The organism is Nocardioides pinisoli (assembly GCF_024199985.1).
Classification (GTDB): Bacteria; Actinomycetota; Actinomycetes; order Propionibacteriales; family Nocardioidaceae; genus Nocardioides; species Nocardioides pinisoli.
On record NZ_JANARS010000002.1, the window covers coordinates 496,542 to 518,305 of the forward strand.

The following is a 21,764-nucleotide window of genomic DNA, read 5'->3' on the forward strand; positions in this document are numbered from 1 at the left end:
CCTGTGTGGGGCTGTGGGGACGTACGTCAGTCGGTCAGGGTGCGCAGGCTGTCGCGGGCGGCGTTGGCCACCGCCTCGCCGGTGATGTCGAACTCCGCGTAGATCCGCGCGAAGTCGGCCGAGGCGCCGTAGTGGTCGATGGACACGATGCGGCCGTGGTCGCCGACGTAGTCGCGCCACCCCTGCTTGACGCCGGCCTCGACCGAGACGCGCGCCTTCACGGTGGGCGGCAGGACGGTCTCGCGGTAGGACTCCTCCTGCTCCTCGAACCACTCGAGGCAGGGGAGCGAGACGACGCGGGCGCGGATGCCGTCGGCGGCGAGGAGCTCGCGGGCCGCGACCGCCACCTGGACCTCCGAGCCGGTGCCCATGAGGATCACGTCGGGGTCGCCCCCCTCCACGTCGAGCAGGACGTAGCCACCGCGGTGCACGTTGGACGTGTCGCTGTAGCCCTCCTCACCACGCGGGAAGACCGGCACGTTCTGGCGCGTCAGCGCGATGCCGGCGGGCCGGTCGGTGCGCTGGAGGACGGCGTGCCACGCCGCAGCCGTCTCGTTGGCGTCCGCAGGGCGTACGACGTCAAGGCCGGGGATGGCGCGCAGCGCGGCGAGGTGCTCGACCGGCTGGTGCGTCGGGCCGTCCTCGCCCAGGCCGATGGAGTCGTGGGTCCAGACGTAGGTGACGGGCAGGCCCATCACCGCCGCGAGGCGGACCGACCCGCGCATGTAGTCGCTGAAGGTCAGGAAGGTGCCGCCGAAGACGCGGGTGCCGCCGTGGAGCGCGATGCCGTTGAGGATGCCGCCCATGCCGTGCTCGCGGATGCCGAAGTGCAGCACCCGGCCGGCGAGCGGGTCGCCGGTCCACTGGTCGGTCGAGCGGCTCGCCGGGATGAAGGACGGGGCGTCCTCGATGGTGGTGTTGTTGGACTCGGCGAGGTCGGCCGAGCCGCCCCACAGCTCGGGCATCACGCCGGCCACGGCGTTGATCACGGCGCCGGAGGCCTTGCGGGTCGCCACGCCCTTGGGGTCGGCGTCGAAGGTCGGCAGCGCCTCGGCGAGCCCGGCGGGCAGCGCGCGGGTCTGCATCCGCTCGAAGGTCTGGACGACGTCGTCGGACGCCGCCGCCTTCCAGGCGTCGAACCGCTCCTCCCACGCGGCCTGCTGCTCCTTGCCGCGCGCGACGAGCGAGCGGGTGCGCTCGATCACGTCGGTCGGCACCTCGAAGTGCTTGGCGGGGTCGAAGCCGAGCACCTCCTTGGTGGCGGCCACCTCCTCCTCGCCGAGGGCGGAGCCGTGGGACTTGCCGGTGCCCTGCGCGTTGGGCGCGGGCCAGGCGATGACGGTGTGCAGGACGATCAGGCTCGGTCGGTCGGTGACCTCGTCGGCGGCGCGCACGGCGGCGTAGAGCTCGGGGACGTCCTCGACGTACTCCGACCCGCCGTTGGTCCAGTCGACGTGCTGGACGTGCCAGCCGTAGGCCTCGTAGCGCGCGCCCACGTCCTCGGTGAACGCCACGTCGGTGTCGCCCTCGATCGAGATCTGGTTGGCGTCGTAGATCATCGTGAGGTTGCCGAGCTGCTGGGTGCCGGCGATCGAGGAGGCCTCGGCGCTGACGCCCTCCTCGAGGTCGCCGTCGGAGCAGATCGCGTAGACGTGGTGCGTGAAGGGGGAGTCGGCCTCGTCGGTGTCGGGGTCGAGCAGCCCGCGCTCGCGGCGGGCCGCCATCGCCATGCCGACCGCGTTGGCGACACCCTGGCCGAGCGGGCCCGTGGTGGTCTCCACGCCGGGGGTGTGGCCGTACTCGGGGTGGCCGGGGGTCTTGCTGCCCCAGGTGCGCAGGGAGCGGAGGTCCTCGATCTCGAGGCCCCAGCCACCGAGGAAGAGCTGGGTGTAGAGGGTGATCGAGCTGTGGCCGCAGGACAGGACGAAGCGGTCGCGACCGGTCCAGTGCGGGTCGGCGGGGTTGTGCCGCATCACCTTCTGGAACAGCAGGTAGGCCGCCGGGGCCAGGCTCATGGCCGTGCCGGGGTGGCCGTTGCCGACTTTCTGGACCGCGTCCATCGCCAGGACCCGGGACGTGTCGACGGCCCGGCGGTCGGTGTCGTCCCACTCGAGGGTGGTGGGCAGGGCGGACTTCTTGGTCAACGCAGTTCCTCTCGGTGGAGTGCAACCGGGTGCAGTCAGGATCACAGCCCAGCAGGGGTGGCCTCGACTGCGACCCTATCGTCGTGGCGGAGTAGACTCGACCGTGCCCGAGGGTCGTCCCGGACGCCGGAACAGCTGGCCGTTCTCCTCAGTTCCCTCGCTGTCCGCGTCCCATCCGCTCCCGTCCCCCCGAGGTTCTCCACCGTGTCCCATGCCGGCCCGCACGCAGCCGCGTCCGCCGGGCCGTCGACGGGTGACGACGGAGCCGCACCCGACGCGCCGAAGACGTGGCGCGACGTGGTCAGTGCCTACGTCGGACTGACCAAGCCGCGCGTCATCGAGCTGCTCCTGCTGACGACCGTGCCGGTGATGTTCTTCGCCGCGCGCGGCATCCCGCCGCTGGGCCTGGTCGCCGCGACCGTCGTCGGTGGCGCGCTGTCGGCCGGCTCCGCGTCGGCCTTCAACTGCGTCTACGACCGAGACATCGACGAGCAGATGCGGCGTACGCGTCGGCGGGCGCTGCCGCGTCACATCGTCTCGCCGGTCTCGGCCCTCGTCTTCGCCACGGTGCTGGCCGTGCTGTCGACCGTCGTGCTCGCGCTGTGGGTCAACTGGCTCTCCGCCGCGCTGTCGGTGCTGGCCAACGCCTTCTACGTCATCGTCTACACGATCCTGCTCAAGCGCCGGACCACGCAGAACATCGTCTGGGGCGGGCTGGCCGGCTGCTTCCCGGCGCTCATCGGCTGGACCGCGGTGACCGGCGAGCTGGCCTGGACGCCCGTCGTCCTGTTCCTGGTGGTCTTCTTCTGGACGCCGCCGCACACGTGGGCGCTCGCCCTGCGCTACCGCGAGGACTACCGCAACGTCGACGTGCCGATGCTGCCCGTGGTCAAGCCTGCGGCCGAGGTCGGACGACAGGTCGTGGTCTACAGCTGGGTGATGGTGGCGACCTCGCTCCTGCTCTGGCCGGTCGCCGGGACGAGCCTGGTCTACCCGGTCGCCGCCGCCGTCCTGGGTGCGGTCTTCCTCGTCGAGGCGCACCGGATGTGGAAGCGTGCCAAGGGCTCGGAGGCCCTCACCGACATCAACCCGATGCGGCTCTTCCACGCCTCCAACCTCTACCTCTCCCTGCTGTTCGTCGCCGTCGCACTCGACCCGCTGCTGGGTCGCTAGCGCATCTCCAAGGTCTTCTCAGGAGAGTTCGGCAAGTCTGGAGACCATCTTGAGGCAACGTGCCGCGTCCGCTGACGCGATCTCCCGTTGACTTCTCGCAGGGGGAGGCATTGGGTCGCCCCCGCGGGAGCAGGGGGTATTTCTGCATGTCTTCATCACGTGAGCGACGACACCGGACCGCTGGGGGAGCGGCCGGACTGGGGGTTCGTCGCCGTCCGATCCATCGTGGGGTCTCGAGGGCGCTGACCCTCGTCCTCGGTGTGGGCTTCGCCGTCGTCGGCGTCGCCGGCGCAGCGAGCGCACACCACAACACCATCAACGGATCCGTCAGCTGCAAGGAGGGTGGCGGCTGGGCCGTCACCTGGAGCGTCGAGAACAGCGAGACGCGTACCGAGCAGATCACCGCGTCCAACCGGCCGGGCGTCGTCCCGGTCGGCACCCAGCTAACGTCGCGCCAGACGCGCACGTTCGCCGAGACGGTCAGCACCAGGCCGACCGCGCCGCTGACCCTGACCCTGTCGGCGAAGTGGGACAACGGGGCCACCAACACCAGCTCCGGCTCGATCCCCGTCGCGAAGTTCTCCGTCGACTGTGCGGTCAAGACCGTGGAGCCGCCGACGATCCCGGTGATCGACGACTGTGGCCCGGGCAACGCCCACTACGGGCAGGTCCCCCAGGGGCCCTGGACCTCCGTCGCCAACCCTGACGGCAGCGTCACGGTGACGGCCAACCCGGGTCACCAGTTCCCAGGCGGTCGGACGAGCGTCACCTACGCGGCGCCGGCCGACAGCAACGAGCCGTGCCCGACCCCGCCGGTCGAGCCGCCGGTGGAGCCGCCCGTGGTGACCCCGCCGGTGGTGACCCCGCCGGTGGAGCAGCCGCCCGTCGTCGCCCCGCCCGAGGTGCTGCCCGCCGAGGCGCGCGCCGTGTCGGCCCGGGCCCGCAAGCTCGACAAGTGCGGCACCAGCGGTGACGTCTACAAGGTCGTCAAGCGCTCAGGCGTCGTCTACACGTCGAAGGGCCAGGTCCTGCGACAGGGAGTCTGGCTGAAGGCGCGCTCCGCGCGCGTCACCGTGCGGGCCCAGGCGGCGGACGCGTCCTACCGCCTGCAGGGCAAGCAGGTGTGGAGGATGACCTTCCGCACCCGTCCGTGCGCCAGCGCCCCGGAGGTCGCACCCAGCACCGGGTCGCGGTGACCCGCTCCCGCGCTGCCGGGATCGTCGCCGCGATGGTCGTCGGCGTGACCGTGGTGGCCGGTCAGGGCGCGGCTCACGCCGCCCCTGACCGGCTCACGATCGCCCGCACCGGCACCGACGCGGCGATCATCGAGGTGCCGGCGCGCAACGACACGCTGGCCGTCGGCGACCGGCTCCGCGGCGCCGTCTACACCTGGTCGAAGGGCGACCCGCCCTGCGACCCCACCGGCAGCACCGTCTACGCCGGACACGCCTGGCGCGCCGGCAACGGCGTGGCCGACCGCTGGGGCTCGCTGCGCCGCGGCGACGTGATCAAGGTCGCGGGCTGCCGGTTCGAGGTCACCAGGCGCGAGTACTGGCCGGCCTCGCGACGGATGGGCTCGCTCTACTCCGTCGCCGGACCCGCCCGGATCGTGCTCGTCGGCTGCAAGGCCGACGACTACTCCAGGCGCACGGTGGTCTTCGCGCGCAAGATCGGGCGCTCCTAGCCCCCGAGCCCTGTCGCCGCCCGGCTCGAGGTCGCTACGACGACCCGATCCGGGTGGCGGCGTACGGCTGGGGCTCACCATCGGCGCGAGCCTCGTCCGCACCGCGGTGGGGCAGCACCGCGAGGGCGATGCGCGCCAGGCCCGCCGCGAGGAGACCCGCGCCGAGCATGTGCAGGGCGACGAGGCCGACCGGCAGGTCGAGCCAGTACTGCACCCAGCCGAGCACGCCCTGGAGCACCTCGATCAGCAGCACCAGGGCGGTGACCCGGGCGAGCCAGTGGTGCCCGCCACGCAGCGCGGCGACCAGCAGGGCGACGGTCAGCGCGACGAGGACGTAGACCGACACGGCGTGGACCTGCGACACGGCGGCGGGGTCGAGACCGTTGCGCGGGGAGTCGGTGTCACCGGCGTGGGGCCCGGCACCGGTGACCACCGTGCCGAGGTAGAGGACCACCCAGCCGGACGCGAACGTCGCCCACGCGAGCGCGCGCGGCAGCGACGGCGCCAGGTCGCGCGAGGGGCTGCGGAGCTCGTCGACCAGCGCGACGCAGAGCATGATGATCGCCATCGACAGCAGGAAGTGGCCGGCGACGACCCACGGGTTGAGGTCGGTCAGCACCGTGATGCCGCCGAGCACCGCCTGCAGCGGGATGCCGAGCCCGATCACCAGCGCCAGCCGGGTCGCGCGGCGGTGCCTCGCACCGAGGGCGGCGAGGAAGCACAGGACGGCGACTGCGGCGAGGACGAAGGTCAGCAGCCGGTTGCCGAACTCGATGGCACCGTGCATGCCCAGCTCGCCGTGGGCGACGTACGACGCGTCGGTGCAGCGCGGCCAGGTCGGGCAGCCGAGCCCGGAGCCGGTCAGCCGGACGGCCGCGCCGGTGACGACGATGCCGATGTTGGCGAGCAGGTTGGCCACGGCGAGCGGCCAGAGGTACCGGGCGAGCCGGTCGAGCAGGGAGCGTCCCATCATTCCCACCTGAAGGTCCGGGCCGTGAGCAGCGTGCCGAGCGCCGCCCAGGCCGCCAGCACGAGCAAGGATCGGCCGTCGATGTCGGCGTGCACCAACGCGGAGCGCATCGCCTCGCCCAGCGCTCCCGACGGCAGCCACTGGATCAGTCCGCCGGCGGCGCCGTAGGTGCTGGTCGGCAGCACCACGCCGCCCCCGGCCATGAGGAGCAGGTAGACCAGGTTGGCCAGGGCCAGGGTCGCCTCGGCACGCAGGGCCCCGGCGACGAGCAGGCCGAGGGAGGCGAACGCCGCGGTGCCCAGTGCGACGCTGAGCAGCACGCCCAGCACGGTCGGGACCGGATCTGCGAGCGAGGGCTCCCAGCCCAGGGCGAGCGCGACGACGACGAGCACCACCAGCTGCAGTGCGACGACGTTGAGCAGGGCCAGGACCTTGCCGAGCAGCAGGCCGTGGCGCGGCAGCGGGGAGGACCCGAGCAGCTTGATGACGCCGTAGCGCCGCTCGAAGCCGGTGGCGATGGCCACGGAGGTGAACGCCGTCGACATCACGGCGAGTGCCAGCACCCCCGGCGTGAGGAGGTCGACCGGCGCGTGCCCCTCGAAGGTGCTGCCGAGGCGGCCCGCCGCGGCGACGCCGCCCACGAGCACGATCACCGGGATCACGATCGCGAGCAGCAGCTGCTCGCCGTTGCGCAGCATCAGCCGCGCCTCCATCCGCGCCTGCGCGCGGACCATCGGGCCGAGGCCGGCGCCACCGGGTGCGGGGGTGAAGGTTCTGGACGACGGGGTGCTCACGACGCCAGCTCCCGCCCGGTCAGCTCGAGGAACACGTCCTCGAGCGTGCGCTGGCCCAGCGTCAGCGTCTGGGGCAGCACGCCGTGCTCCTCGCACCACCTCGACACGCGGCCGAGCGTGCTGGCGTCGGCGGGGCCGTGGATGAGCATGCTCACCTCGTCGAGCTGCCGGACCTCCGTGAGCGGGCCCAGCTCGGCACGCAGCGACTCCGGAGCGCCGTCGGGGAACGGCCGGTTGACGACCAGCCGGATGGTCGCCGAGCGCCCGCCGCGGGTGAGCTCGGCCGGGGTGCCGGAGGCGATGAGCGTGCCGCGGTCGATGATGTGGATCCGGTCGGCCAGGTGCTCGGCCTCGTCCATGTGGTGGGTCGTCAGCACGACGGTCACGCCGTCGGCGCGGACCTCCTCGAGCATCTCCCACGTCGTGCGCCGCGCCTGCGGGTCCATCCCGGCGGTCGGCTCGTCGACGAAGACCAGCTCGGGCCGCCCGACGAGGGCGATCGCGAGCCCGAGACGCTGCTTCTGGCCGCCGGACAGCCGGCGGTAGGGGGTCCGTCCGCAGTCGGCCAGACCCAGCCGCTCGACGAGCATGTTGGTGTCGAGCGGGTGGGCGTGCAGCGCGGCCATGTGCTCCAGCATCTCCACGGCACGTACGCCGCTCCACGCCCCGCCGCTCTGCAGCATGACGCCGATCCGGGGGAGCAGCGCGGCGCGCTCGCGCTGCGGGTCGAGGCCGAGCACCCGCACCGTGCCGCGCTGCGGGACGCGGTAGCCCTCGCAGGTCTCCAACGTCGTGGTCTTGCCCGCGCCGTTGGGACCCAGCACCGCGGTGATCGAGCCCCGGGCCACCTCGAGCGACAGCCCGTCCACGGCGACCTTGTCGCCGTAGGCCATCACCAAGCCGTCGACGACGACGGCGGGGGAGGCTGGCACGTCCTGATTCTAGGTGCGCCTTAATGAGGAGCGGTTGTCGGTCCCCGCGACTAGCGTGACGCCATGACTCGCTCCCATGCGATCGAGGCCGAGGGCCTCGTCAAGCACTTCGGTGACACCGTGGCGGTCGACGGGGTCTCCTTCGTCGTCCCGGAGGGGACGGTGCTCGGCCTGCTCGGCCCCAACGGTGCCGGCAAGACCACCACCGTCCGGATGATGACCACCCTGACCCGCCCCACCGGCGGCACCGGGCGGGTGGCCGGTCACGACATCCTGGCCGACCCGGCAGCCGTGCGGCGCAGCATGGGCCTCACCGGCCAGGCCGCCACCGTCGACGAGCTGCTGACCGGCCGGGAGAACCTGCGCCTCATCGGCAGCCTCTACGGCCTCGACCCGGCCTACATCCGCCGGGCCAGCGACGAGCTGCTCGAGCGCTTCTCCCTCGCCGACGCCGGCGACCGCACCGCCAAGACCTACTCGGGCGGCATGCGACGACGCCTCGACCTCGCCGTCAGCCTGATCGCCACCCCGCCGGTGCTCTTCCTCGACGAGCCGACCACCGGCCTCGACCCGCGCTCGCGCGTCGAGCTGTGGGACGTGCTCCGCGAGCTCGTCGCCGACGGGACGACCCTCCTGCTGACGACGCAATACCTCGAGGAGGCCGACCAGCTCGCCGACAACATCGTGGTGATCGACCGCGGCACCGTCATCGCCGAGGGCACGCCGCTGCAGCTGAAGGACCAGTCCGGCGCCGCCGCGCTCGTCGTGACCGTCTCGCGTCCCGAGGACCTCGGGATCGCCGAGCAGATGCTGAGGGACCACGTCGCGGAGGTGCACACCGACCCCGGCGCGCGGCAGCTCACCGCTCCGGCGGAGGGGCTGACCCACATGACCCGGATCGCGGGGATCTTCGCCGAGAGCCAGATCGAGCTCGACGACATCGGGCTCAAGCGCCCGAGCCTCGACGACGTGTTCCTGCACCTGACCGGCCACCGGGCCGAGGACGCCCTCGCCGACGACCAGACCGAGGAGGCATCGTGAACGACCAGACCGGCACCACCACCCGCCGCTCGCAGATCAGCAGGCCCGACATCCGGCAGACCGGGCTGCTGACCCAGTCCTTCGCCATCGCGCGCCGCAACTTCATCCACATCAAGCGGATGCCCGAGATGCTGATGGACGTCACCATCCAGCCCGTCATGTTCGTGCTGCTGTTCGCCTTCGTCTTCGGCAGCTCGATCGCCATCCCGATCGACGGGGGCTACAAGGCGTTCCTGCTCGCGGGGATCATGGCGCAGACCGTCGCCTTCTCGTCCTTCATCGTGGCCGTGGGCCTGACGGCCGACCTCGAGAAGGGCATCGTCGACCGGATGCGGTCGCTGCCGATCAATCCCGCCGCGGTGCTCGTGGGGCGCTCCTTCTCGAGCGTGGCGCACTCCTCGATCGGCCTGGTGGTGATGTCGCTCACCGGGCTCACCATCGGCTGGGGCATCCACACCGACGTCTTCCGCGCCGCGCTCGGCTACCTGCTCCTCGTGGGCTGGGCCTTCGCGATGATCTGGGTCGGCATCTGGGTGGGCTCGGCCATGAGGTCGGTCGAGGCCGTCAACGGCGTCATGTTCGCCACGATGTTCCCGATCACCTTCCTGGCCAACACCTTCGCCCCGACCGACTCCATGCCCGACTGGCTGCGCACCGTCGCCGAGTGGAACCCCATCTCCGCGCTCACCCAGGCCGTGCGCGAGCTCTGGGGCAACGACATGCCGCTCCACGCCGACGCGGAGCTCCCGCTGCGGTACCCGGTCGTCTTCACGATCGGCTGGATCATCGTGATCACGGCCGTGGTCGCGCCGCTCGCCATCCGCACCTTCCGCTCGCGCACCGCGGACTGACCCGACGAGCCCCGCCGTGGGACTCAGCGCGTGAGCAGCTCCGCGAGCACGGCCGGCTCGTCGCTGATGATCCCGTTGACGTCCAGGCCGAGCATCCGGTCCAGCGTCGCGATGTCGTTGACCGGCCACGTCATCACCACCTCGACATGGCGTGACAACCGGGCCACGGTGTCGCGGTCGAGGAGCTGACGGTGGACCGAGACTCCATGCACGGGATCTCCCTGCGCGACGCGGACCTGCAGTCGCGCCAGCTCACCGCGGGTGCGCGCTGAGAGCACGGGCAGCACGTAGGGGATCCGGGCGAGGACATCGATCGAACGCCAGTAGCGTCCGCAACACAGGACGGGGGCGTGGTGTCCCTCCTCGTGGAGGAGCCGGGCGACCGACTGTGCGGCTGCCGTACGACGCCCCTTGAGGTCGAGCATGAACATTGTTCCGTGCTTGCCCGCCTCCAGGAGCTCGGACAGGCCCAGGCGCGGAGCGGAGGCCGATGACAGCTCCCACCGGTCCCACAGGAAGGGGAGCGGTCCAGCGGTCTTCAGGTGGCGGACCTCGAGCCTCCCGCGGTGGTGGTGGACGTCGCACTCGATCACGTCGACGCCCAGCTGGTTGGCCTCGTGGAGGCCGGCCAGCGAGTTCCCCGCCCGGTGGGCGATCGCGAGGGCGCGCATCAGGTCCCCCGCACCACGGGTTGTCGGGCTGCACGGCGGCGCTCGAGCAGCAGGGCCCCCGCGTGCGCGGCGAGCACGAGCGCGACCCCGGCGACGACGTCGAGGACGTAGTGGTTGGCGGTCGCCACGACGGCGAGCGTCATCAACACCGGCATCGCCGCGCCGACGACCCGCAGGATCGTCGTCGAGGCGGCGGTGAAGACGGCGATGCCGACGAGCAGGTCCCAGCCCGCGTGCAGGCTCGGCATGGCGGCGTACTGGTTGGTGAAGATCGGGGGCTGCAGGACGCGGTACGCCTGTGAGTGCTCGGTCACGGTGTCGATCATGAACCCGTCCGCGAGGCGTGGCGGCGCGACCGGATAGGTCGCGAAGACCACCATCCCCACGGCCCCGGAGATCAGCATCCCGTCACGCAGCCTGAGGAACTCGCGCCGGTGCCGCCACGCCAGCCACACCATGACGACGACGATGACGGGCCAGTGGCCCCAGATGTAGATCCAGTTGCCGAGCGTGCGCAGCGTCGCCGACGGAGCCACCAGGGCCTGGAGCTCCTCCTCCACCGCGAAGCCCAACGACCGCTCCAGGCGCATGATGTCGTGGGCGTGGTCGACCGCGGCCGCGCGGGACCCCTCCGTGAGGTTGCGCACGCGGAAGTAGACGAAGATGCCCAGCACGACCCAGCCGGCCTGCCGGCCGACCCAGAGCAACCGTGCCTTGGTCACCGCCGCTCACCTCCGTCCCCCGGGGTCACCCCCGTTCCATGGTGGCGGAGCTAGGCGGCGGCGGCCAGCGCCAGACGGTGGTTGCGACGGGTGAAGAACAGGCTGGTGGCGCCCAGCAGGAGGGCCGGCAGCCAGGCGAGTGCCGCCTTGAGCGCCACGGCGGCGATCGCGGCCACCACCGGAAGGCCCATGGCGGCCAGGGCCGCGACGAGGGCCGCATCCCGGGGACTGGCCCCGTTGGGCCCGGGGACGGCCCCCGCGAGCTGGCTCGCCCCGAAGGCACCCAGCACGGCGAGCGGCTCGAGCTGGTGGCCCGTGGCGGCGATGGTCCCGACCAGCAGTGCCGCGATGGAGAGCTGGTACCCGGCGGACAGGACCAGCCCGTGGGCCAGCTGGCGCGGCCGGGGGAGCGACGGGCGGCCGGGCAGCCAGCCGGGCCTGACCCGGCGTACGACGAGGACGCCGACCAGGGCGAGCGCGGCCACGACGACGGCGCCCAGCATCAGCCGCCACGGCAGGGCGGTGCCGGCGAAGCCGACGAACGTCGCGAGGCCGATGGCGCCCACGAGGCGGTCGGTGCCGACGCTGACGACCGCCGTCCCCCGCGGGGTCCCGGCGGCCGTGAGTCGCTTGAGGCGCCACAGGTCGGCCCCCACGTGGCCAGGCGTGAGCAGTCCCATCAGCTCGCTCTCCGCGTAGGCCCGCATGAACCACCAGCGGCGCAGGTCGCTGTCGGTGAGGGCGTGCCAACGCAGGGGGCACAGGACGTACTTGCCGACGACCCACGGGAGCAGACCGATGAGCATCGGCCACACCGCGACGTGCGGCAGCGAGGGGAGGGTCAGTGCCGGCACGGCCAACGTGAGCACCGCGCCGAGGACCAGCGCGGTGCGGGAGTGGATGATGCGGTGCCAGGACGTGCGGATGCTGTCGGAGATCCCCATGGATGCCTTCGGGAGTGCGGTGCGGTGCCGGACCCCCGTCCCGGCTCCTCCGAGTGTAGGTGGCGGTCCCAGTTAGGCCACCCTTCCTTGAATCGCGGGAAGCATTAACGACACACTGTCGTTGTGGAATTCGTGAGGACGTCGACGGCACAGCGTGAGGGCGATGCGCCCACGCGCGACCGCGTGGCCCGCACGATCCTGGAGAACGGCCCCTCGACGGCGGCCGAGCTGGCCGTCCGGCTCGACCTCACGCCCGCCGCCGTACGCCGCCACCTCGACCACCTCGCCGACGAGGGCGTCGTGGAGTCGCGCGACCAGAAGGTCTACGGCACCCGCGGGCGCGGGCGGCCCGCGAAGGTCTTCGTCCTGACCGAGGCCGGGCGCGACAGCTTCGACCAGCAGTACGACGACCTCGCCGTCCAGGCGATGCGGTTCCTGGCCGAGACCCAGGGCGAGGACGCCGTCGTCGAGTTCGCCCGGCGCCGGGTGGCGTTCGTCGAGCGTGACTACGCCGCGGTCGTGGCGGCCGACCCCGAGCTGACGCCGGCCGAGGCGCTGGCCCGGGTGTTCACGCAGAACGGCTATGCCGCGTCGGTCCGTGAGCTTCCGGTCGTGGGGGAGCAGCTGTGCCAGCAGCACTGCCCCGTCTCCCACGTCGCCCACGAGTTCCCGCAGCTCTGCGAGGCCGAGACCGAGGCGATCGCCTCCGTGCTCGGCACCCACGTCCAGCGGTTGGCGACCATCGCCCACGGCGACGGCGTCTGCACGACCTGCATCCCCCAGATCCGCCAAACCCCGAAGACCAGCGAGAAGGAGAAGGCATGACCTCCATCGAAGAACTCAACCCGGAGCTCAAGGGCATCGGCAAGTACGAGTTCGGCTGGTCCGACTCCGACACCGCGGGTGCCACGGCCACGCGCGGCCTCAACGAGGACGTCGTACGCGACATCTCCTCGAAGAAGTCCGAGCCGCAGTGGATGCTCGACCTGCGCCTGAAGGGCCTCAAGCTCTTCCACCGCAAGCCGATGCCGACGTGGGGCTCCGACCTCTCGACCATCGACTTCGACAACATCAAGTACTTCGTGCGCTCCTCGGAGAAGCAGGCCACCTCGTGGGAGGAGCTGCCCGAGGACATCAAGAACACCTACGACAAGCTCGGCATCCCGGAGGCGGAGAAGCAGCGCCTCGTCGCCGGTGTCGCCGCCCAGTACGAGTCCGAGGTCGTCTACCACTCGATCCGCGAGGACCTCGAGGAGAAGGGCGTCATCTTCGTCGACACCGACACCGCGCTGAAGGAGCACGAGGACCTCTTCAAGGAGTACTTCGGCACCGTCATCCCGGTCGGTGACAACAAGTTCGCCGCGCTCAACACCTCGGTGTGGTCGGGCGGCTCGTTCATCTACGTCCCCAAGGGCGTCCACGTCGACATCCCGCTCCAGGCCTACTTCCGGATCAACACCGAGAACATGGGCCAGTTCGAGCGGACGCTGATCATCGCCGACGAGGACTCCTACGTGCACTACGTCGAGGGCTGCACCGCGCCGATCTACTCCTCCGACTCCCTGCACTCCGCGGTCGTCGAGATCGTCGTCAAGAAGGGCGCCCGCGTCCGCTACACGACCATCCAGAACTGGTCCAACAACGTCTACAACCTCGTCACCAAGCGCGCCACCTGCGAGGCCGGCGCCACCATGGAGTGGGTCGACGGCAACATCGGCTCCAAGGTGACCATGAAGTACCCCGCGGTCTACCTCATGGGCGAGCACGCCAAGGGCGAGACGCTGTCCATCGCGTTCGCCGGCGAGGGCCAGCACCAGGACGCCGGCGCCAAGATGGTGCACGCGGCGCCGCACACCTCCAGCTCGATCCTGAGCAAGTCGGTGGCGCGCGGCGGCGGGCGTACGTCGTACCGCGGCCTGATCCAGGTCAACGAGGGGGCCTACGGCTCCAAGTCCAACGTGCTGTGCGACGCGCTCCTGGTCGACCAGATCAGCCGCAGCGACACCTATCCCTACGTCGACATCCGCGAGGACGACGTGTCCATGGGTCACGAGGCGAGCGTCTCGAAGGTCTCCGACGACCAGCTCTTCTACCTCATGTCGCGAGGCATGGAGGAGGACGAGGCGATGGCGATGATCGTGCGCGGCTTCGTCGAGCCGATCGCCAAGGAGCTGCCGATGGAGTACGCCCTCGAGCTCAACCGGCTGATCGAGCTGCAGATGGAAGGGGCCGTGGGCTGACCTGCCCCGCCCCACGCCGTACGCCCGAGGAACGAAGAAAGTAGAGCTTTGACCGTCACCACTGATTCCGTCCGCTCCGCGCTGGAGCAGGAGCCCGCCCCCGCCAAGGTGGAGAGCCACCTGCACCCGGCCGGCTCCTTCGACGTCGCCGACCACGAGGTGCCGACCGGGCGCGAGGAGATCTGGCGCTTCACGCCGCTCAAGCGGCTCAAGGGCCTCCACGCCGACGCTGAGTTCATGCGCTCGGCCACCTCGTGCACCTGGAACACCCCCGAGGGCGTGCGCATCGAGGGGGTCTCCGGCGACGAGGCCCGGGCCCTCCGCGGCCTCTCCGGCCTGGTGCCCAACACCCGCTGGGCGGCGCGCGTGCTCGCGGAGGTCCCCGCCAGCCTGCTCATCGACGTGCCGGCCGACACCGAGGTGCCCGAGCCGATCGTGGTCGACCTCGACGGCGAGGACGTCTCGGTCACCGAGGCCGGGCACGTGGCGATGCGCTTCGGCGCGCACAGCAAGGCGATCGTCGTCCTCAACCACACGGGGTCCTCCACGATCGCCGCAGTCGTCGAGATCGCTGTCGGTGACGGCGCCGACGTGACGGTGGTCTCGATCCAGGACTGGGCCGACGACGCCGTCCACCTCTCGCACCACCAGGCCCGCGTCGGTCGAGACGCCACCTACAAGCACGCCGCGATCTCCTTCGGCGGCGACCTGGTGCGGATGGACGCCAACGTGACCTACGACGGCCCCGGCGGCTCGGCGGAGCTGCTCGGCCTCTACTTCGCCGACGCCGGGCAGCACATCGAGCACCGGATCTTCGCCGACCACACCGCTCCGCGCACCAAGTCCCACGCGGTCTACAAGGGCGCGCTGCAGGGTGAGAAGGCGCACACCGTGTGGGTCGGCAACGTGCTGATCCGCAAGGTCGCCGAGGGCATCGAGACCTACGAGGAGAACCGCAACCTCGTGCTCACCGACGGCTGCCAGGCCGACTCGATCCCCAACCTCGAGATCGAGACCGGGGAGATCGAGGGGGCCGGCCACGCCTCGGCCACCGCGCGCTTCGACGACAACCAGCTGTTCTACCTCCAGTCGCGCGGCGTCTCCGAGCAGGAGGCGCAGCGCCTGGTCGTGCACGGCTTCTTCAACGACCTCATCCGCCAGGTGGGGGTGCCCTCCATCGAGGACCGCCTGCTCACCACCGTCGAGGCCGAGCTCGCCAAGAACGTCCTCAAGGACGTCGGCTCGCTGGCCGCGTTCGGGTCGGACGACTGATGGCGTTCGAACGCGCCTGTGCGCTCGACGAGGTGAGCACCGACCAGGGCCTGGCGGTGACGCTCGGCAGCCTCGAGGTCGTGGTCGCCCGCGACGGCGACGAGGTCTTTGCGCTGCAGAACGAGTGCAGCCACGCCGCGGTCGCCCTCAGCGAGGGCGAGGTCGTCGACTGCCAGGTCGAGTGCTGGCTGCACGGGTCGATGTTCGACCTGCGCACCGGCAAGCCCACCAACCTTCCCGCGACCGAGCCGGTCGCCACCTTCCCGGTCGAGGTACGCGGCACCGACGTGTACGTCGACACCGAGACCACCCTGAACGGAGTCACCCCCGCATGAGCAAGCTCGTCATCACCGACCTCCACGTCACCGTCGACACCGAGGACGGCCCCAAGGAGATCCTCAAGGGCGTCACCCTCACCATCAAGGAGGGGGAGACCCACGCGATCATGGGGCCCAACGGCTCCGGCAAGTCGACGCTGGCCTACTCGATCGCCGGCCACCCCAAGTACACGATCACCGGCGGCTCGGTGACGCTCGACGGCCAGGACGTGCTGTCGCTCTCCGTGGACGAGCGTGCCCGCGCGGGCCTGTTCCTGGCCATGCAGTACCCCGTCGAGGTCCCCGGCGTCTCGGTGTCCAACTTCCTGCGGACCGCCAAGACCGCGATCGACGGCGAGGCGCCCAAGCTGCGCACGTGGGTGAAGGACGTCAACGGCGCCCTCGAGCGGCTCAACCTCGACCCGAGCTTCGGCACCCGGAGCGTCAACGAGGGCTTCTCCGGCGGCGAGAAGAAGCGCCACGAGATCGCCCAGCTCGAGCTGCTCGACCCCAAGGTCGCCGTCCTCGACGAGACCGACTCCGGCCTGGACATCGACGCGCTCAAGATCGTGGCCGAGGGCGTCAACCGCTTCCGTGAGCGCGAGGGCAAGGGTGTCCTGCTGATCACCCACTACACCCGCATCCTGCGCTACATCGAGCCCGACTACGTCCACGTCTTCGTCGACGGCAAGGTCGCCGAGTCCGGCGGCAAGGAGCTCGCCGACCAGCTCGAGGCCGAGGGCTACGACCGCTACCTGTCGGCGGCGCGATAAGCGGCGCTGGGCTGCGTTGTCGTCGCTCCGCTCAAAGGTCGCCTTCGCTCCTCCGCCTTGACCAGCACCACTTCTCACACCGCCGAAACGAGGTAACGCAATGGAAGGACTGCTCCCGGATCTCGACGTGATCCGCAAGGACTTCCCGATCCTCGAGCGCACGCTCGCGGGGGGAGTGCCGCTGGTCTACCTCGACAGCGCCAACACCTCGCAGAAGCCGCAGGTCGTCATCGACACGATGGTCGACCACCTCGAGCGACACAACGCCAACATCGCGCGCGCCATGCACCAGCTCGGCGCGGAGGCGACGGAGGCCTACGAGGGGGCGCGCGACCAGGTGGCGGGCTTCCTCAACGCCTCCTCGCGCAACGAGGTGGTCTTCACCAAGAACGCGACGGAGGCGCTCAACCTGCTCGCCCGCACGATCGAGCTCGGTCCCGGCGACAACGTCGTGATCACCGAGATGGAGCACCACTCCAACATCGTGTCGTGGCAGCTCGCGTGCGAGCGGTCGGGGGCGGAGCTGCGGTGGTTCGGGCTGACCGACGACGGCCGGCTCGACATGGGCAACGCCGACCAGCTGGTCGACGAGCACACCAAGGTCGTCGCCTTCACGTGGGTGTCCAACATGCTCGGCACGATCAACCCGGTCACCGACCTGGTCGCCCGGGCGAAGGCCGTCGGTGCCTACTCGGTCATCGACGCCTCGCAGGCTGCGCCGCAGCTGCCGGTCGACGTACAGGCGACGGGGTGCGACTTCCTGGTCTTCACCGGTCACAAGGTGACCGGCCCGACCGGGATCGGCGTGCTGTGGGGTCGTGAGCAGCTCCTCAACGAGCTGCCTCCCTTCCACGGTGGCGGCGAGATGATCGAGACGGTGACCATGGCGCGCTCCACCTACGCCAAGGCGCCGCACCGCTTCGAGGCCGGCACCCCGCCGATCGTCGAGGCGGTCGGCCTCGGCGCAGCCGTCGACTACCTCCGCCACATCGGCCTCGACGCCATCCACCGCCACGAGCAGGCGATCACGGCCTACGCCCTCGAGGGGCTCCAGTCGGTGCCGGGCCTCACGGTCCTCGGCCCGCTCGACGCGGCCGACCGCGGCGGGGCGATCTCGTTCGAGCTCGACGGCGTACACCCGCACGACATCGCGCAGGTCCTCGACTCGCGCGGCGTCGCGGTCCGCGCGGGTCACCACTGCGCGAAGCCGGCGCACGCGCGCTTCGGCGTGCAGAGCTCGACCCGGATGTCGTCCTACCTCTACACGACGCCCGCCGAGATCGACGCGCTGGTCGAGTCGCTCCACCACGCCCGCAGCTACTTCAAGGTGGGATGAGATGAGCACCGACCTCGACGCGCTCTACCAGGACATCATCCTGGACCACTACAAGAACCCGCACCACAAAGGGCTGCGCGACCCCTTCGAGTCCGAGGTGCACCACGTCAACCCCACCTGCGGCGACGAGGTCACCCTGCGGGTCCACCTCTCCGACGGTCCGGACGGGGCTGTCGTGCAGGACGTGTCCTACGACAGCGTCGGCTGCTCGATCTCGCAGGCCTCGGCGTCGGTGCTGACCGACCTCGTCATCGGCAAGCCGGTCGACGAGGCGATGACGATCCACCAGACGTTCCTCGAGCTCATGCAGGGCAAGGGCCAGGTGGAGCCCGACGAGGACGTCCTCGAGGACGGCATCGCCTTCGCCGGTGTCGCCAAGTTCCCCGCGCGCGTGAAGTGCGCGCTGCTCTCCTGGATGGCGTGGAAGGACGCGACCACCCAGGCCCAATCAGAAGGAGCCCCCTCATGACCGACTCCCAGGCCATCGACCACGGCGACCTCCCCGACGTGCCCGAGGCAGGACAGGGCGGCGGCACGTCGACGGTGACCGTCGACGACGTGACCGAGGCGATGAAGGACGTCGTCGACCCCGAGCTCGGGATCAACGTCGTCGACCTCGGCCTCGTCTACGGCGTCCACCTCGACGAGCACAGCAACGCCGTCCTCGACATGACCCTCACCTCGGCGGCCTGCCCGCTGACCGACGTGATCACCGACCAGACCGAGTCGGCCCTCGAGGGCCTCGTCGGCGACGTCGCGATCAACTGGGTCTGGATGCCCCCGTGGGGCCCGGACAAGATCACCGACGACGGCCGCGAGCAGCTGCGGGCGCTCGGCTTCAACGTCTGAGCGCAGCCGGCCTCGCCCGGCAACGGCCCCGTACGACCACTCCCGCCCCCATCGATGGGGGGCGGGAGTGCTGCTTCCGGCCAGCTACCGGGAACCGGCGCCTCGGCTGCCGGGCGGATCAGTCGCCGGCCCGCGCCCGTACCTTCGTGACCCAGTAGTCGGTGGTCGGGGTGGGCGGCGTGGAGAAGCGCGCGTTGGGCAGGTAGAGGTGCGAGCCGAACCTGGCCACCGTGGTCGGCACGTCGAACGACGTCGAGGGGTCGAGGTCGCCGGCCGTGATGGTCCGCACGAGCCGTCCGCTCCGCCCGGTGGGCGACAGCTCGATGACGGCGATCTCGTTGAGCCGGTTGCGTACGACGTAGAGCGTGCGTCCGTGCCGGAGCATGCCGTCACCCGCCGTGAGCGACGCGCCGCCCAGGTCGACCTCGGTCGCCTCACCGGTGGCGGGGTCGACGCGGTAGAGCAGGCCGGTCGTCGAGTTGACCACGAGCAGGGCCCGCCCGGTGGGCGTGGTGCTGATGCCGTTGGCGCCGAAGCCGGTGCCCTGCACCCACTCGCCGGTCAGCGGGACGGTGGTGACCGCGGCGGCCGGAGCCCCGCCGGGCTCGCGGTCGAGGCGGTAGAGCTGCGCCTTCGAGGAGTCGGTGAACCAGGCAGCACCGCGGGTCAGCACGACGTCGTTGACGAAGCTGGTGCCGGTGGTGAGCGCCTGGTCGAGCAGCACGTCGCCCGTCTCGGTGTCGACGACCCGGGCGGTGCCCGAGGTGCCGCCGGCGACGAAGAGGCGGCCCTGGCGGTCGGACTTCATGCCGACCGACGGGGTGCCGGGACCCTGGCTGATGACCGTCCCCTCGCCGGTGCGGAGCGACACCTCGTAGATGTCGCCGTCGACCCGCGAGCCGAACCAGGCGGTGGGACCGGGGCCGAGGGCGATGCCCTCGGGCTGGAAGCCGTCCGGCAGCTCGATCCGGGAAGGGAACGGGCGGTCGCCCGGGGGAGCGGCGCCGGCGGTGGTGGGTGACACGCCCGGCAGCAGCGTCAGGGCGAGGACAGCGGCGGCACTGGAGACGGTGGAGCGGCGCATGGGACCTCCGAGTGGGTGGGACTCCCGACCGTAGCCCGGCGACGGCAACCGGACCAGAGGTCGCTCAGTGGGGCCGATTAATCCGTGGCGGCGACGCCCGTGCAGGCGCACACTCCATCCGTGCTCAACCCCCACCCCACCCGCTACGCCGAGCTCAACGGCGTGCTCCACGACCTCGTCACCGGCGCCCAGGACGCGCTGGGCGAGTCGTTCGTCGGCGCCTACCTCCAGGGCTCGTTCGCCCTCGGCGCCGGCGACATCCACAGCGACTGCGACTTCCTCGTCGTGGTGCGCGAGCGACCCGACGCCGAGCAGGAGGGCGCGCTGCGGCGCCTCCACGCCGAGCTGCCGCGCCGCGACGGCTTCTGGTTCGGGCACCTCGAGGGCTCGTACGCCGTCGCCGGGGACCTCCGGTCGGTGACGGGACTCGGCCGGGAGTGGCTCCACGTCGACCATGGCTCGGACGTCATGTCGTGGTCGGAGCACTGCAACCAGCCGTGGACCCGCTGGGTCCTGCGGGAGCACGGCATCACCCTGGTCGGACCGTGCCCGGTGGAGCTGATGGACCCGGTCCCCGGCGACGTTCTGCGCGACACCGCGCGGGCCGGCCTCGCGACGCTGGTCGACGACGTCCTCGGCTGGTGCCCACCGACGATCGCGTGGTGCCAGCGCTACCTCGTCGTGCAGGCCAGCCGCAGCCTCTACACGATCCGCACGGGCGAGGTCGCCAGCAAGCGTGACGCGCTGCGGTGGGTGATGGTGCACGGCGAGCCCTCGTGGCGGCCGCTGCTGCAGCAGGTGCTCGCCGACCGCGACCTCGGCCTGGACCCGCAGGCGCCGCCGCGTCCCGGGTCGATGGAAGCGGCGCGCGAGTTCGCGGCGTACGTCGCGGCTGTGGCGTGACTGGCTACCCTTCGCTCATGGATCCCGAGGTCGAGCCCAGCGCCGTCGAGTTGAGCGAGATCGACTTCGACCACGAGGAGCTGCGCGTCTTCTGGGACCTCGCCCGCTTCCACGCCAAGCTCAACGCCGCGCCGACCTACTTCGGGCCGACGACGCTGGAGTCCGTGCCGCCCCCGGCGTGGGCCTTCGGCGACTCGGCGGAGGAGTCCGACGCCTTCGTCGACACGGTGCTCGCCGAGGAGCGGGGGAGCACCACCGCCACCGTCGCGGACTACGCCGGTGACCTCCCGCGGGCCGGTGTGCTGTCCATCCTCTGCGACGGCTCCGGCCGGCCACGTGCGCTGATCGAGGTCAGCGACGTGACTGTCACCGGTGACGACGTGACCGAGTCGTTCGAGGTCGTCTACCAGGCCTGAGAGACCACCCCACGACGTTCTTCTCCTCCGCTTCGCTCCCCCGGACGACGCCGCGGGGACCCCGGACCTCGCCACGGCGTGTGGGAGAGTCCTCGCATGGCTGAGCGGATGACCTACCTCCTCGTCGACGGGGAGAACATCGACGCCACCCTGGGCACCTCGATCCTGGGACGGCGTCCGCGTCCGGAGGAGCGGCCGCGCTGGGACCGGCTCCTCGAGTGGGCCGAGCGGGCCTTCGACCAGGACGTCACCGGCCTGTTCTTCCTCGCCGCCAGCACCGAGCTCCCGACGAGCTTCGTCCAGGCGCTGCTCGCGATCGGCTTCAAGCCCATTCCGCTGAGCGGTGAGGGCAAGGTGGTCGACATCGCCATCCAGCGCACGGCCGAGGCGCTCGTCCACCGGCCTGCCGACGTGGTGCTCGTCAGCCACGACGGCGACTTCGTCGACCAGGTCTCCGCGCTCTGTGACGGCAGCCGCCAGGTCGGCGTCATCGGGTTCACCGAGTTCGTCAACTCGCAGTTCCGCACCCTGCCCGGCCTGCGGATCTTCGACCTCGAGTACGACCTCGGGGCCTTCAACACGCCCCTGCCGCGCGTGCGGGTCATCCCGATCGACGAGTTCGACCCGCTCGACTTCCTCTGAGGCTGG

24 protein-coding genes are annotated in these 21,764 nt (G+C 71.1%); 16 read left to right on the plus strand and 8 right to left on the minus strand.

What is annotated here, in order from left to right; genetic code table 11:
• Positions 1 to 26: 26 nt before the first annotated feature.
• Entirely contained in the window at positions 27 to 2,126 is a 2,100-nt protein-coding gene (gene tkt / locus NCI01_RS06465; RefSeq protein ID WP_254180782.1) for a transketolase, read from the minus strand.
• 222 nt (positions 2,127 to 2,348) lie between these two features.
• Here tkt and NCI01_RS06470 point away from each other — a divergent pair, with 222 nt between their 5' ends.
• The 3 genes from NCI01_RS06470 to NCI01_RS06480 all read left to right on the plus strand — a co-directional run bounded on the left by NCI01_RS06470 (position 2,349) and on the right by NCI01_RS06480 (position 5,001).
• Complete coding sequence (locus NCI01_RS06470) at positions 2,349 to 3,317, plus strand: heme o synthase (protein ID WP_254180646.1); 969 nt, start codon at positions 2,349 to 2,351, stop codon at positions 3,315 to 3,317.
• 260 nt (positions 3,318 to 3,577) lie between these two features.
• Entirely contained in the window at positions 3,578 to 4,513 is a 936-nt protein-coding gene (locus tag NCI01_RS06475; RefSeq protein ID WP_254180647.1) for a hypothetical protein, read from the plus strand.
• Complete coding sequence (locus NCI01_RS06480; protein WP_254180648.1) at positions 4,510 to 5,001, plus strand: class F sortase; 492 nt, start codon at positions 4,510 to 4,512, stop codon at positions 4,999 to 5,001. Before NCI01_RS06475 ends, NCI01_RS06480 begins: the two co-directional genes overlap by 4 nt.
• Positions 5,002 to 5,035: 34 nt before the next feature.
• Here NCI01_RS06480 and NCI01_RS06485 read toward each other — a convergent pair whose 3' ends face one another.
• From NCI01_RS06485 to NCI01_RS06495, 3 genes are read right to left on the minus strand one after another with little or no spacing between them, the layout of a single operon-like run.
• Positions 5,036 to 5,971, minus strand: a complete 936-nt coding sequence (locus NCI01_RS06485) for a COX15/CtaA family protein (protein ID WP_254180649.1) — start codon at positions 5,969 to 5,971, stop codon at positions 5,036 to 5,038.
• Complete coding sequence (locus tag NCI01_RS06490) at positions 5,971 to 6,765, minus strand: ABC transporter permease (protein ID WP_308213193.1); 795 nt, start codon at positions 6,763 to 6,765, stop codon at positions 5,971 to 5,973. The genes NCI01_RS06485 and NCI01_RS06490 overlap by 1 nt, the downstream gene beginning before the upstream one ends.
• Positions 6,762 to 7,697, minus strand: coding sequence for an ABC transporter ATP-binding protein (locus tag NCI01_RS06495; RefSeq protein ID WP_254180650.1), 936 nt, complete (start codon positions 7,695 to 7,697; stop codon positions 6,762 to 6,764). Before NCI01_RS06495 ends, NCI01_RS06490 begins: the two co-directional genes overlap by 4 nt.
• Before the next feature lie 63 nt (positions 7,698 to 7,760).
• Between NCI01_RS06495 and NCI01_RS06500 the strand changes: the two genes are divergently transcribed.
• Both NCI01_RS06500 and NCI01_RS06505 read left to right on the plus strand, forming a co-directional pair.
• Positions 7,761 to 8,738: an ATP-binding cassette domain-containing protein gene (locus NCI01_RS06500; protein ID WP_254180651.1), complete on the plus strand. Its 978-nt coding sequence runs from the start codon at positions 7,761 to 7,763 to the stop codon at positions 8,736 to 8,738.
• The gene (locus NCI01_RS06505; protein ID WP_254180652.1) at positions 8,735 to 9,589 is read left to right on the plus strand and encodes an ABC transporter permease; all 855 of its coding nucleotides are present in this window, start codon (positions 8,735 to 8,737) and stop codon (positions 9,587 to 9,589) included. Before NCI01_RS06500 ends, NCI01_RS06505 begins: the two co-directional genes overlap by 4 nt.
• A gap of 23 nt (positions 9,590 to 9,612) precedes the next feature.
• Here the strand turns inward: NCI01_RS06505 and NCI01_RS06510 are convergent, their stop codons facing one another.
• The 3 genes from NCI01_RS06510 to NCI01_RS06520 are packed head-to-tail and all read right to left on the minus strand — an operon-like array spanning position 9,613 to position 11,926.
• Positions 9,613 to 10,260, minus strand: coding sequence for a glycerophosphodiester phosphodiesterase (locus tag NCI01_RS06510; RefSeq protein ID WP_254180653.1), 648 nt, complete (start codon positions 10,258 to 10,260; stop codon positions 9,613 to 9,615).
• The gene (locus tag NCI01_RS06515; RefSeq protein ID WP_254180654.1) at positions 10,260 to 10,982 is read right to left on the minus strand and encodes a phosphatase PAP2 family protein; all 723 of its coding nucleotides are present in this window, start codon (positions 10,980 to 10,982) and stop codon (positions 10,260 to 10,262) included. Before NCI01_RS06515 ends, NCI01_RS06510 begins: the two co-directional genes overlap by 1 nt.
• A gap of 50 nt (positions 10,983 to 11,032) precedes the next feature.
• Positions 11,033 to 11,926, minus strand: a complete 894-nt coding sequence (locus tag NCI01_RS06520; RefSeq protein WP_254180655.1) for a lysylphosphatidylglycerol synthase domain-containing protein — start codon at positions 11,924 to 11,926, stop codon at positions 11,033 to 11,035.
• A 123-nt stretch (positions 11,927 to 12,049) separates the two neighbouring features.
• On the opposite strand from NCI01_RS06520, the gene NCI01_RS06525 reads away from it, so the two are divergent.
• The 8 genes from NCI01_RS06525 (at position 12,050) to NCI01_RS06560 (ending at position 18,713) form a co-directional block, all read left to right on the plus strand.
• Positions 12,050 to 12,751 carry a helix-turn-helix transcriptional regulator gene (locus NCI01_RS06525; RefSeq protein WP_254180656.1) on the plus strand — a complete coding sequence of 234 codons (702 nt, stop codon included), beginning with the start codon at positions 12,050 to 12,052 and terminating at the stop codon, positions 12,749 to 12,751.
• Positions 12,748 to 14,166 carry a Fe-S cluster assembly protein SufB gene (gene sufB / locus NCI01_RS06530; RefSeq protein ID WP_254180657.1) on the plus strand — a complete coding sequence of 473 codons (1,419 nt, stop codon included), beginning with the start codon at positions 12,748 to 12,750 and terminating at the stop codon, positions 14,164 to 14,166. The genes NCI01_RS06525 and sufB overlap by 4 nt, the downstream gene beginning before the upstream one ends.
• A 48-nt stretch (positions 14,167 to 14,214) precedes the next feature.
• Positions 14,215 to 15,438 (plus strand): Fe-S cluster assembly protein SufD, encoded by a 1,224-nt coding sequence (sufD, locus tag NCI01_RS06535; protein WP_254180658.1) that lies wholly within the window; start codon positions 14,215 to 14,217, stop codon positions 15,436 to 15,438.
• On the plus strand, positions 15,438 to 15,773 hold the full coding sequence (locus NCI01_RS06540) for a non-heme iron oxygenase ferredoxin subunit (RefSeq protein ID WP_254180659.1): 336 nt from the start codon (positions 15,438 to 15,440) through the stop codon (positions 15,771 to 15,773). The genes sufD and NCI01_RS06540 overlap by 1 nt, the downstream gene beginning before the upstream one ends.
• Positions 15,770 to 16,528, plus strand: coding sequence for a Fe-S cluster assembly ATPase SufC (sufC, locus tag NCI01_RS06545; RefSeq protein WP_254180660.1), 759 nt, complete (start codon positions 15,770 to 15,772; stop codon positions 16,526 to 16,528). Before NCI01_RS06540 ends, sufC begins: the two co-directional genes overlap by 4 nt.
• Positions 16,529 to 16,628: 100 nt before the next feature.
• The gene (locus NCI01_RS06550) at positions 16,629 to 17,864 is read left to right on the plus strand and encodes a cysteine desulfurase (protein WP_254180661.1); all 1,236 of its coding nucleotides are present in this window, start codon (positions 16,629 to 16,631) and stop codon (positions 17,862 to 17,864) included.
• 1 nt (position 17,865) lies between these two features.
• Entirely contained in the window at positions 17,866 to 18,333 is a 468-nt protein-coding gene (gene sufU / locus NCI01_RS06555) for a Fe-S cluster assembly sulfur transfer protein SufU (protein ID WP_254180662.1), read from the plus strand.
• Complete coding sequence (locus NCI01_RS06560; RefSeq protein WP_302181619.1) at positions 18,330 to 18,713, plus strand: metal-sulfur cluster assembly factor; 384 nt, start codon at positions 18,330 to 18,332, stop codon at positions 18,711 to 18,713. The genes sufU and NCI01_RS06560 overlap by 4 nt, the downstream gene beginning before the upstream one ends.
• 118 nt (positions 18,714 to 18,831) lie before the next feature.
• Here NCI01_RS06560 and NCI01_RS06565 read toward each other — a convergent pair whose 3' ends face one another.
• A complete protein-coding gene (locus NCI01_RS06565; RefSeq protein ID WP_254180663.1) occupies positions 18,832 to 19,797 on the minus strand; it encodes an SMP-30/gluconolactonase/LRE family protein in 966 nt (321 codons plus the stop codon).
• A 120-nt stretch (positions 19,798 to 19,917) separates the two neighbouring features.
• On the opposite strand from NCI01_RS06565, the gene NCI01_RS22640 reads away from it, so the two are divergent.
• From NCI01_RS22640 to NCI01_RS06580, 3 genes are all read left to right on the plus strand, one after another.
• Positions 19,918 to 20,700: an aminoglycoside adenylyltransferase domain-containing protein gene (locus tag NCI01_RS22640; protein ID WP_254180664.1), complete on the plus strand. Its 783-nt coding sequence runs from the start codon at positions 19,918 to 19,920 to the stop codon at positions 20,698 to 20,700.
• A gap of 17 nt (positions 20,701 to 20,717) precedes the next feature.
• Entirely contained in the window at positions 20,718 to 21,116 is a 399-nt protein-coding gene (locus tag NCI01_RS06575) for an ASCH domain-containing protein (RefSeq protein WP_254180665.1), read from the plus strand.
• A gap of 96 nt (positions 21,117 to 21,212) precedes the next feature.
• Positions 21,213 to 21,758: an NYN domain-containing protein gene (locus NCI01_RS06580; RefSeq protein WP_254180666.1), complete on the plus strand. Its 546-nt coding sequence runs from the start codon at positions 21,213 to 21,215 to the stop codon at positions 21,756 to 21,758.
• Positions 21,759 to 21,764 lie beyond the last annotated feature (6 nt).

Excerpts from the sequence above, each read along its gene's own strand:
- NCI01_RS06485 (WP_254180649.1), bottom strand. The coding sequence starts at position 5,971 with ATGGGACGCTCCCTGCTCGACCGGCTCGCCCGGTACCTCTGGCCGCTC.
- NCI01_RS06500 (WP_254180651.1), top strand. The coding sequence starts at position 7,761 with ATGACTCGCTCCCATGCGATCGAGGCCGAGGGCCTCGTCAAGCACTTC.
- NCI01_RS06510 (WP_254180653.1), bottom strand. The coding sequence starts at position 10,260 with ATGCGCGCCCTCGCGATCGCCCACCGGGCGGGGAACTCGCTGGCCGGC.
- NCI01_RS06520 (WP_254180655.1), bottom strand. The coding sequence starts at position 11,926 with ATGGGGATCTCCGACAGCATCCGCACGTCCTGGCACCGCATCATCCAC.
- sufB (WP_254180657.1), top strand. The coding sequence starts at position 12,748 with ATGACCTCCATCGAAGAACTCAACCCGGAGCTCAAGGGCATCGGCAAG.
- NCI01_RS06540 (WP_254180659.1), top strand. The coding sequence starts at position 15,438 with ATGGCGTTCGAACGCGCCTGTGCGCTCGACGAGGTGAGCACCGACCAG.
- sufC (WP_254180660.1), top strand. The coding sequence starts at position 15,770 with ATGAGCAAGCTCGTCATCACCGACCTCCACGTCACCGTCGACACCGAG.
- NCI01_RS06550 (WP_254180661.1), top strand. The coding sequence starts at position 16,629 with ATGGAAGGACTGCTCCCGGATCTCGACGTGATCCGCAAGGACTTCCCG.
- sufU (WP_254180662.1), top strand. The coding sequence starts at position 17,866 with ATGAGCACCGACCTCGACGCGCTCTACCAGGACATCATCCTGGACCAC.
- NCI01_RS06560 (WP_302181619.1), top strand. The coding sequence starts at position 18,330 with ATGACCGACTCCCAGGCCATCGACCACGGCGACCTCCCCGACGTGCCC.
- NCI01_RS06565 (WP_254180663.1), bottom strand. The coding sequence starts at position 19,797 with ATGCGCCGCTCCACCGTCTCCAGTGCCGCCGCTGTCCTCGCCCTGACG.
- NCI01_RS06575 (WP_254180665.1), top strand. The coding sequence starts at position 20,718 with ATGGATCCCGAGGTCGAGCCCAGCGCCGTCGAGTTGAGCGAGATCGAC.
- NCI01_RS06580 (WP_254180666.1), top strand. The coding sequence starts at position 21,213 with ATGGCTGAGCGGATGACCTACCTCCTCGTCGACGGGGAGAACATCGAC.